The organism is Variovorax sp. CAN15 (assembly GCF_030462475.1).
Lineage (GTDB): Bacteria > Pseudomonadota > Gammaproteobacteria > Burkholderiales > Burkholderiaceae_C > Variovorax.
Genome location: NZ_JASMRZ010000035.1, coordinates 46,970 through 57,105, shown reverse-complemented (window position 1 = coordinate 57,105; position 10,136 = coordinate 46,970). Strand labels below are relative to the sequence as shown.

Below are 10,136 nucleotides of genomic sequence, written 5' to 3'. Positions count from 1 at the left end.
CACCACAACAAACTCCCCACCCCGCCCCCGCCGCACAAAAGCAAACACCGACTGATCCGAGTGTCGGGGCGGCCGGTCTGCCCGTAGACCGAGATCAGCCCGCGCAGCGCCTGCATGTTCTGCGGACGGCCTTCGAGCACGCGCTTGTAGCCCTGTTCGGCCTGCGCGTAGTCGCCCGCGGCGGCGCGCAGGTCGGCCAGCGCGTTCTGGCCCACGGGCTCGCGCGGATCGATGCGTACCGCGCGCTCGTAGAGCGACTGCGCGCCGCGCAGGTCGTTCTTGCCCTGGGCGGCGCGGGCCTGCCCGACCAGCACCCAGTAGTTGGCGCTCTGCAGTGCCGAGTTCCACTTGCTGCCGCCGCCGCGCACCGCGCGCTCCAGCAGCTCCTGCGCCTCGGCGAAGCGCTCCTGGCGCAAACGCACCAGGCCCAGTCCGCCCAGCGCCTCGGTGTCGTCGGCCTTCGTGCGCAGCGCCTGCTGGAAGCGCTGCTCGGCGGTGCTGGCGTCGCCGCGGTCCAGCGCCTTGAAGCCTTCGCCCACTGGAACACCGGGCGAGTTGGCGGCGGCGGTCTTGGCGGTGGTGAGGCTTTCCAGCCGCGCGGCCACGGCGGCATCGGTCTGGTTGCTGCTCAGGTACTCCTGGTAGAGCGCGGCGTCGGGCTGGCGCGCGTCCAGCCAGATCAGCGCCTGGCGCCATGCGGCACGCGCGGCGCCAGCCACGGCGGGCTGCTTCGTCAGCTCGACCAGTTCGCGGATGCCGGCGCGGCGCGTCGATTCGCTGTAGGTCTTCTGCTGCGCCAGCGCGAGCTTGTAGTTGGCGTTCTCCGGATGGTCCTTCACCAGCTGTTCGAGGCCGCGGCGGCCTTCGTCGGCGCCCTGGGGCGTGCTGGCCAGCACCTGGTAGTACTCAAGGGCCAGCGCCTCGGGCGGCGGGCGGTTGTCGAACTGGCTGCGGTACAGCTCAACCGCCTCGGCGGCGCGGCCGGCGCGCGCGGCRGCACGGGCGCGCTGCAGCGTGCTTTGCGTACCGGCGGGCTGCTGCGACAGCTGCTGCAGGCGAGCGAGTCGGCTGTCGTTCGGGTTCGCGGTGCGCAGGCGGGCGATCCAGGTGCGCGCGGCCTCGGAGTTGCCGCGCGAGAGCTCGACCTGCGCCATGCCGTACATCGCGTCGGTCGACTGGGGCTGCACGCTCAGCAGCTTCTTCCAGCTTTCCTCGGCGAGGTCGGCGCGGCCCTGGGCCTGCCAGTAGTTGCCTTGCTCGATCAGCGCGGCGCTGGCTGCATCGGCCTGCGCATGGGCGGGGTTGGCGGCGCACAGCGCGACGAGCATGCCGAGGCAGGCCGTCCATTGACGGGATTGCGGCGAGAGCGAAAAGGGGCTCGGGAAAAGACGCGAGCCGGGGACGACGCCGGACGAGCGCCGCGGCTTCAAGCCGGTCGATTGGGACGGCATAGCGTTCTCCATGAGGTTTGCAGCTGACCGGTGGGGCCGAATTCATATCGGCCGTCGAGCCACGCCTGTCCGAAAAGCAACAGGCACTGTTCGTAGTACGGCAAGGGCGCCACGGGCGGCGTGGTCGCGCCGGCGGCAGGGGGCGCCGCGCGACCGCCGGGTACGCGGGCGACCTGGTCGGCCAGCGCATCGGTGGCGTCCAGCGCCTTGAGGTAGGGCAGCATCGCGCCGGAGAAGCCCAGCGGCGCCATGCCGCGGACCTGGCCGGTGACGGTGTCGACGTACTCCGGCACCGCGTGGTTCTCGGCCAGCGCCTGGCGGGGGCCGCGCAGGTTCAGCAGCAGCATCTTGCGGGCCGGGTCTCGCGCCGAGAGCATGCCCGCCCAGAGGTAGACGCGGATCGCGTCGTAACCGCCGGTGGCGCCCTTCTGCGGATCGGCGACGAAGGCGCGCGCATCCTGCGACCAGGCGCACCAGTCCGGCGCGAAGCCCTTGGGCGTGACGGCGCCGAACATGCGCAGCGTGTTGTCGATGACCTCGCCCCACGGGCCGGCCGCATCGGCCTGCTGGAAGTACCGCAGCAGCTGCAGAGGCATGTAGCTCGGATTGAGGCGCCACAACGGCCCGCTCGCCACCGACTTGGGCCAGGGCAGCAGCATGCGTCCGAGGCCGGGCACGTTGATGATCTCCTCGCGCACCGCCTGCGCCAGCACCTCGCGGCCGAGCGTGCGATAGCCGGCGTCGTTCCAGAGCCGGCCCGCTTCCATGAGCGAATAGGCGATCCACAGGTCGGCGTCGGATGCGGCGTTGGCATCGAGCACGCCCCAGCCGCCGGCCGGCTTGCGGCCCCACTGCCAGGCCGGCAATTGCTTTGCGAGGCTGCCGCCCGAAAGGTTGGCCTCGGTCCATGCCAGCACGCGGGAGAAGGTGGCGCGGTCGTTGTGGACCAGCGCGAAGAACAGGCCGTACGACTGGCCTTCGGAGGTCGATTGCTGCTGCGGCGTGTTGAAGTCGATCACCCGGCCGTCGGGCTGGATGTGGCGGGCGGCGAAGGCCGTCCAGTCGGTGGCGGGGTGGCAGGCAGGTGCTGCTGCTGGAGCGGCGGCCTGCGCCGGGGGCGAGGCGGCCGGTGCGGCAGCGGCCAGCCGGGGCAGGGCCAGCACGAGCCCCGCCGCGCCCAGCAGGGCGCGCCGGCTCGCAGGCCGTTCGGGCAGGGGCACGGTTTTCGAACGTTGCATGAGTCCCTTACTTGCCCTTGGCCTTGACCGACAGCCGCCGGCGTGCGCGCAGCTGCAGGCCCGCGTACGACACGGCCGCGCCCAGCAGCGCCAGCAAGATCACCAGCCCGGCCAGCATCAGCGGGCTGCGCGAGAGATGCCACTGCACCCAGGCGATGGGCGGCAGGCGGCCGACGTAGTAGGTGTCCTGGCCCAGCACGCTGTTGACCTGCGTGTCGCGCACGATGGTCATGCTGCCCTGCACGCTCTTGAGCAGGTCGGGCGTCATCAGCGCGTTGAGCAGCGCGTCCTTCGACTCTGCGTTGGCGATGGCGGCGACCACGCTGCGGCCGCTGCGCAGCGGCGACTGGAAGCCTGCCAGCACCCCGTCGCGGCCGTCGGCGCTCACCGAGATCTGCATCGAGCCCGGCAGATCCTCGCGGGTGCGCGCGCCGATCACGAAGTCGATGGCGTTGTCGATCCAGCTGTCGAGCTTGAACTCGGGCGCGTTGCCGTTGCGCTTGAGCGGCATCCTGTCGGCCCACTGGGTGAACAGGGGCTGGTTCTGCAGGCTGCCGATCACCAGCAGGTCCTTGTCGGCCCACTGCTGCGCTTCGGCGGCGCGGCCCACCTTCACGCGCAGTGCGGGATAGCCGGTGGAGCGGCCGATCTGGCCGAGCAGGCCGAGGAACATCTCGGTGTCGCTGCCGCTTGGCTGGTCCGGCAGGATGACGGCGGTGTCCGACAGGTCGGCCATGCGCGAGAAGGGGAAACCGCCGTTGGCATAAGCCGCGAGTTCGGGCATCGCGATGAAGTGCGGGAAGCCCGACACGTCGATCGTCGAGGTCGGGTCGATGGCGCCGCGCACGTTGTCCAGCTGCGGCACGCAGCGCCCGCCCACCGGCTCGAAGTAGTAGTGCAGCCGCAGCTGGCTGCGCGGACCCATGGCCAGCGGCGGCAGGATCACTTCCTTGCGTTCGGCCAGCGTGCCGTCGGGCATCAGCTTCACCGCCAGCGGGTTCCACCAGCGGTCGCCGGCCGGGTTGGCCGAGCGCAGCGGCAGGCCCCCCACGAAGTTCTCGTTGACGTTGACGTTCAGCGTCGACTGGTCGGGCCGCACGCGCGGCGTGTAGCGGTATTGCAGGTCGAGCGGAATGCCGCGGCTGCGCCAGGTGAAGAGGTCTGGCGGCAGTTGCAGGTTCACGCGGACCACGTCGGGGTTGTAGCCCGTCACCGACAGGTCGGCCGCCGTGGTCAGCTCGCCCAGCTGCAGCGGACGGTCGCTCGGCACCCAGCGCGGCGCGTCGTAGGGTTTGCGCGCGGGCGGCTCCTGGAAGGCGGTGATCGAGGCGGTCGCGCCGGCGAAGGCTTTCGCGTTGAGCGCCAGCGCCGCGGCGGCGGTGCGCAGGTCGGCGGGCGTGCTGCCCATCACCAGCAGCAGCTTGCCGTTGGGGTCGCGCGGGTTGTCGACGATCGCGATGCCCGGCCCGCGGATCGCCGGCAGCGTGAGGCCGGGGATGCTCGAATCGGGCGTGACGAACACCACCGCGTGGCCCGTGGGCAGGTCGCCGCCCGACACCGGAAAGGTCGCGCCCCGGTAGTCGGCCAGCGCGCCGAACCATGACGACACCACGCCCGCCGCCTCCAGCACCGGGCCCGAGGCGGCCGTGCCGAACACGAAGGGAATGCGCGCGCGGCGCACGTCGCGGCGGTCGAAGAAGGGCTGGGGCAGGGCGGCGAGGTCGTTGACCAGCTTCAGCGGCGCCACTGTCAGCTTCAGCGTGCTGGAGGCGTCGACGCGCGCCCACAGGCTGGTGTGCGCGGGGTCTTCGCACTCCCGGGTGTAGTGGCCGATGAGCTCGACGTTGATGCGGTTGAATTCGGTGATCAGGCGCCGGTCGATCGGAATCTCGGCCGTCTGCGGGCGGCCCGCGCCGGCGGTGGGCACCGGCAGCGTGGCGACCAGCACGTCGTTCACCGTGACCTTCAGGTGCGAGAGCTCCGGGATCAGCGAGGGCGAATAGGCGTAGTTCAGCCTGAACGACGCGGCCGTCACCAGCTCGTCGGCGCGTACGTTGAACGGGATGCCGACCGTGCCGCTGATGCCGCGCAGCTGCACCGCGTAGTCGATGCCCAGTTGCGTGAGGTTGAGCTCGCGCACCGCGCCGCCGGCGGGCGCCGCGGCCGCGACGGCCAGAGCCTGAGGCTCGGGCGGCCGGGGCTGGGCGAAGGCGGCGCCGGCTGCGGCAAATGCGACGGCAAGCGCCACGGTGCGGAAGACGAACGAGGACGAAGCCGCGCTGACAGGATGCTCGGCGCGGCGATGCGCGCACTGGGGGGGCGTCACGTGGATTCCTTCGCTTTGACGGGACGCAGCCGCGAGGCGGCCGCACGGTAGTAATGGCTGAACATGTCTCGGAAACCGGTGCCGCTGATGCTGATGATGTGGCCGAGCACGCGGTGGATCGGCACGCGCGGGTGGTTGCCCCAGCGCGCGGCCCAGATGTCGGCACGGGCGGTGGTGCATTGCACCAGCGCGCGCTCCTGCGCGAAGCTCATCGGCACGAAGCTCAGGCCCAGGCGCTTGCCGCTGCTGAAGCGCACGGTGGAGGCGAAGCGCGATTCCTGGTCGTTGCGGTACAGCGCCACCTCGACGGGCGTTTCGAGGTCGAGCTTCATGTCCTGCGGCAATTCGAGGCCCAGGCCGCCGCTGGAGAAGTCGAAGGTGTTGCAGCGCAGGGAGCGGCCGTCGGGAAAGTACAGCGTGGCCGGCAGGTTGAGTTCCACGCGGTGCGATCCGCGCAGCTGGCGCGACTCGTTGGCCGCGGCCACGCAGGCGCCCAGGATCATCAGGTTGTAGACCGTCCAGGCCAGGTTCAGCCACACGGTGGCGATGTGCTGCGAGTCGACCCAGGTCAGCCGCCATGCGCCCAGGCACACGCCCACGAAGTTCAGCGCGAGCAGCACCAGGCTGGCCTTGGCGATGGTGCTGTCGAAATACTCTTCCTGGATCAGGCCGCCCTTGGCCGTCACGTTGAAGCTGCCGAGCTTGGGGTTGATGAGCGCCACCAGCGTCGGGCGGAAGATGTACCAGGCCAGCACCGCCTCGTAGACCTCGTTCCACAGCAGGTAGCGGAATCGCCCCTGTATGCGGCTGTTGGTCAGGTTGGCGTGCAGGATGTGCGGCAGCGCGAAGGCGAAGATCATCGAGGCCGAGGCGTGGATCACGCTCGCGCCGAAGTACAGGTACGCCAGCGGCGCCGTCAGGTAGATGAGCCGCGGCAGCCCGTACAGGAAGTGCAGCATCGCGTTCACGTAGCAAAGGCGCTGCGCCCAGTGCAGCCCGCGCCCGAAGAGCGGGTTGTCGATGCGGAAGATCTGCGCCATGCCGCGCGCCCATCGGATGCGCTGGCCCACGTGGCCCGAGAGGCTTTCGGTGGCCAGGCCCGCGGCCTGCGGCAGCGCGAGATAGGCGGTGTTGTAGCCCAGGCGGTGCATCTTCAGCGCGGTGTGGGCGTCTTCGGTGACGGTCTCGACCGCGATGCCGCCCACTTCTTCCACGATGGTCCGGCGCAGCACCGCGCAGGAGCCGCAGAAGAAGGTGGCGTTCCAGAGATCGTTGCCGTCCTGGATCAGGCCGTAGAAAAGCTCGCCCTCGTTGGGCACCGTGCCGAAGGTGTCGAGGTTGCGCTCGAAGGGGTCGGCCGAGAAGAAGTAGTGGGGCAGCTGGACCATGCCCAGCTTGGGGTCGCGCCCGAACCAGCCCATGGCGATCTGCATGAACGAACGCGTGGGGATGTGGTCGCAATCGAAGATCGCGACGAACTCGCCGGAGGTGTTCTTCAGCGCGGCGTTGATGTTGCCGGCCTTGGCGTGGCGGTTGTTGTCGCGGATGACGTGCGTCACACCGACCTGCTCGCAGAACACCCGGAACTCCTCGCGCCGGCCGTCGTCGAGCACGAAGATCTTGATCTTGTCGCGCGGCCAGTCGATCAACTGCGCGGCCAGCACGGTGGAGCGCACCACCGACAGCGACTCGTTGTAGGTCGGAATGAACAGGTCGATGGTCGGCCACTCGGCCGGGTCCTCGGGCAGCGGCACCGGCTTGCGCTCCAGCGGCCAGGCGGTCTGCACGTAGCCCAGCAGCAGCACCACGAAGGCGTAGAGCTCGGCCATCAGCAGTCCCACGCCCAGCACCAGGTCGACCGGGTTGTCCATGAACATGGTCTCGGTCACACGCCAGTAGGTGTAGCGCGAGGACACGACCACCGACAGGAAGATCAGCACCAGGCTGGCGAAGCGGCCGCGAAAGCGGTTGGTGACGAGCGCCGCCGCGAAGATGCCCACCGACAGCGCGATCTGCTGCTCGAAGGTCATGGGCGCGATGATCAGCGCCGGCAGCATCGTGAGCGCCACGATCCAGCCGAGGATGCGCACCGGCAGCAGCCGCAGGATCGCTGGCGCGGGCCGGGGTTCGGGCTGGGGTGGTGGAGCGGACTGGGCGTGTTTCATCGGTTCGTCTACGTGGTCCGCAGGGTCGGGAAGGACGCCGCCTGCCGGGCGGTGTCGATGCGTTCGAGCAGGCGCTCGGCGCAGGAGGCGATGTCCTGCGTCGCCTGGCTCATGGGTGCGTAGCTCTGCACCGGCGCGGCCGAGGCCAGCGCCTCGGGCACCGCCTGATCCATGTGCAGCATGCCCAGCAGTTCGGGGCGCAGCCGCTGGCGCAGCAGCTCGAAGACGTCGTGGTTGAGCCGCTTGCCCGGGTCGATCTGGTTCACCACGTAGCCGGTGCCCATGTAGGCGGTGCGCGGTCGGGCGTACTTGTCGAGCATGCGCTCGACGATCGGCAGCGTGGCGAAGGAGCCCGCATCGGCCAGCACCGCGACCACGCCGAAGCTGGCCGCGCGCAGGGCCTGCTGCAGGTAGACCGAAGGCCCGGGCGGGGTGTCGAGCACTACCAGCGTATCGGCGGGCAGGCCGAAGCGCTCCAGCGTGTCGCCCAGCCAACCGGGCGTGCGCGCCAGCTGCTGCTCGAACGCGATCTGGCGCTCGTCGTCGACGTCGCCGAAGGGCAGCAGCATCACGCCGCCGTGCGCGGGGCGGATCGCACGCGCCCACGGCATCAGCCCGGTGGCGGCCTCGAGCAGGCCGCTGTCGCAGGCCTGCGGCTCGTTGGCGATGTGGAAGCGCAGGGCGTTCTGCGGATCGAGGTCGATGGCCAGCACCTGCCGGCCGCGCTGCGCGAAGGCGGTGCAGAGATTGGCGGCAATCGTCGTCTTGCCGACGCCGCCCTTGGAGGAAATTACGGGGATGACAACCATCGTCACGTCGGCCTTCGCCAGCGTGACATGGGGCCGGGCGCCGTGGGCGGCCTGTGCGGCGCGGCCAGGCGTGCGAAAAGCTGCTCGAGCGGTGTGGGTGCCGAGCCCGAGCCGGCAGAGGCGACGGTGGCCGCATGCAGTTCGGGTTCATGAGTGAACGTGGCCGCGGGCGCCGGCGCGAAGACCGGGAGCGGTGCGGGCGTTGGCGAGGGCGGCGCAGCGCCGCCGACCGGGATGGACACCGGTGCAGACGGTGCCGGCGGGTGCGCGATTTTCTCGCCGGACAGCAATGGCCAGACGCGCGGCGCTTCTGCGTCGGGCGCGGCGAATTCCTTGTAACCGTTGCCGTTGCCGCCGAACTTGCCGAAGAGGCCGGCGATGTCCTCGGGTGTGTGTTCCTTCGAGCTCATGCGCCCACCCTCGACAGCCGAAGGTCGACACGCGGGCCCGTCCGGCCCTCGGGCTGCAACGCGTACACGCGCAGCGTGGAGGGCATGTGCTGCGCCTCGAACCAGGTCTGGTAGGCGCCCTCGAAGAAGCCGACGCTCCAGCCGGTCGAATCTGGCCCGAAGGCGGCGGCGACCGGGCTGCAGGCGTGCGTGATGGCGACGCCGTCGTCCTCTTCGCTCAATTCGGTGAAGCCCCAGTCGATGCCGTCCCAGCGGGCATTGAACTGGTCCTGAAGCTCGCCTAGCGTGCGGCAGGGAGCAATCGGCAGGGCATGCGCGAGACGCTGGCCGATGCGGAAGAAAAGCTGCCGCAAGTCCTCGGGTGGCAATCCGGCGCTCAACTCGGCAGCCATGCCGCGGTTGAATTCCAGCCATTGCGCGCTGCAGGATTTCTTTTCGTAATAGTCAATGAACGTCGCACCAAGTTCCATGCCGAAGCATTCTCTTGGATCGGTTAACTATTGACAATAAATGTGAACTAATTAGTACGAAAGGACTGGGTTTGGATTGGCCAACTGTCTGAATTCGGTGACGAGTCCATCCCCGAGCCTTCGTCGGGCAACGGGCAAGTACGGCGCGCGGGGGCGACCGGATTCAGTTTTTTTGAGAAGGGCGACTTCAGCCCCGGGGCGCCGCTGCGGGCGCCCCACGCGAAAGCTCAGTCCGAGACGGCTTCGCCCGCGTGCTGGAACATGTTGCGGCGACTGTGCTTGACCGCGTACATGGCGGCATCGGCCTGCCGCAAGGCTTCCTCGGCGGAAGTGGTGCGTGGGTCGACCGCCACCACGCCGACGCTCGCTCCCGCGTAGTCGATCGTCATGTTCTCGAGCCGCAACTCGCCCTTGGTGTTTTCCGCCAGCCGGTCGCCGAGCGCCATGGCGCCCGTGCGCGGCGATTCGCCCAGGCCAGGCCCCAGGCCGATTACCACGAACTCGTCGGAGCCGAAGCGCGCCAGCATGTCGCTCGCGCGCACGCAGTTCGACAGCTGCTTCGCCATGGCCGCCAGGAATTCGTCGCCGACTTCCTGGCCGTGCGCGTCGTTGATCTTCTTGAAGCCGTCCATGTCGACGAATCCGACCAGCACGCTCTGGGCGCTGCGTGCGCCCTGGGCGAGCATGCGCTGCAGCGCGTCGACGAGTGCACGGCGGTTCGGCAGGCCCGTGAGGGTGTCGGTCGCTGCATTGACCGAGAGTTCGATGCCGGCCTTGTCGAGCTTCGCGACCATCCGCTCGCGTTCCACCTGCTGGGCGATCAGGCTGGCGAATAGGCGCAGTACCGGTTCGGCGATGGCCGGCAGCGAGATCTGCCCGGCGCTGGCGGCGCACAGCGCGCCATGCAGGCTGCCGCCGTCGATCTTGATGGGCGCGCTCGCGCAGGTCCGGATGCCCAGTTCATGGGCGGCATCGGCATCGCCCCAGCAGCCGCCGGCGTCGTCGGCGTAGATGCGGCCTTCTTCCAGCGCATGGCGGCACAGCGTGTCGGCCCATGCAACGTAGGCACCTTCGGGAATGGCCAGCTCGCCCGTGTTGTGGGCGTAGAGGATGTGCTGGCGGGCCTTTTCGGGCTCGATGACCGTGAGGTAGGCCGATTCAAGGCCGGTTGCCGCCTCGAGCATTTCGAGCATCGGGCGAGCCAGGTCTTCCAGCGTCGTGGCCGAGGAGACGGTTTCGGATAGCTGTTCGATCAAAAATTCCATGG

8 protein-coding genes are annotated in these 10,136 nt (G+C 69.5%); all 8 read right to left on the bottom strand.

All coding sequences use genetic code 11. The features are described from left to right. The coding region (locus QMO14_RS20395; RefSeq protein WP_301509312.1) for a tetratricopeptide repeat protein at positions 1-1,451 on the bottom strand (1,451 nt) is incomplete at its 3' end. Further along, entirely contained in the window at positions 1,427-2,689 is a 1,263-nt protein-coding gene (gene bcsZ, locus QMO14_RS20390) for a cellulose synthase complex periplasmic endoglucanase BcsZ (RefSeq protein ID WP_301509311.1), read from the bottom strand. The genes QMO14_RS20395 and bcsZ, both read right to left, overlap by 25 nt. Before the next feature lie 7 nt (positions 2,690-2,696). After that, positions 2,697-5,015, bottom strand: coding sequence for a cellulose biosynthesis cyclic di-GMP-binding regulatory protein BcsB (gene bcsB / locus QMO14_RS20385; protein ID WP_301509309.1), 2,319 nt, complete (start codon positions 5,013-5,015; stop codon positions 2,697-2,699). Continuing rightward, on the bottom strand, positions 5,012-7,180 hold the full coding sequence (gene bcsA, locus QMO14_RS20380) for a UDP-forming cellulose synthase catalytic subunit (RefSeq protein WP_301509307.1): 2,169 nt from the start codon (positions 7,178-7,180) through the stop codon (positions 5,012-5,014). Before bcsA ends, bcsB begins: the two co-directional genes overlap by 4 nt. 8 nt (positions 7,181-7,188) lie before the next feature. Continuing rightward, positions 7,189-7,989 carry a cellulose biosynthesis protein BcsQ gene (bcsQ, locus tag QMO14_RS20375; RefSeq protein ID WP_301509306.1) on the bottom strand — a complete coding sequence of 267 codons (801 nt, stop codon included), beginning with the start codon at positions 7,987-7,989 and terminating at the stop codon, positions 7,189-7,191. Between the two features lie 2 nt (positions 7,990-7,991). Next, positions 7,992-8,399, bottom strand: a complete 408-nt coding sequence (locus QMO14_RS20370; RefSeq protein WP_301509305.1) for a hypothetical protein — start codon at positions 8,397-8,399, stop codon at positions 7,992-7,994. Further along, the gene (gene bcsD, locus QMO14_RS20365; RefSeq protein WP_301509304.1) at positions 8,396-8,869 is read right to left on the bottom strand and encodes a cellulose biosynthesis protein BcsD; all 474 of its coding nucleotides are present in this window, start codon (positions 8,867-8,869) and stop codon (positions 8,396-8,398) included. Before bcsD ends, QMO14_RS20370 begins: the two co-directional genes overlap by 4 nt. 227 nt (positions 8,870-9,096) lie before the next feature. Then, positions 9,097-10,134: a sensor domain-containing diguanylate cyclase gene (locus QMO14_RS20360; RefSeq protein ID WP_301509302.1), complete on the bottom strand. Its 1,038-nt coding sequence runs from the start codon at positions 10,132-10,134 to the stop codon at positions 9,097-9,099. Positions 10,135-10,136: the final 2 nt, after the last annotated feature.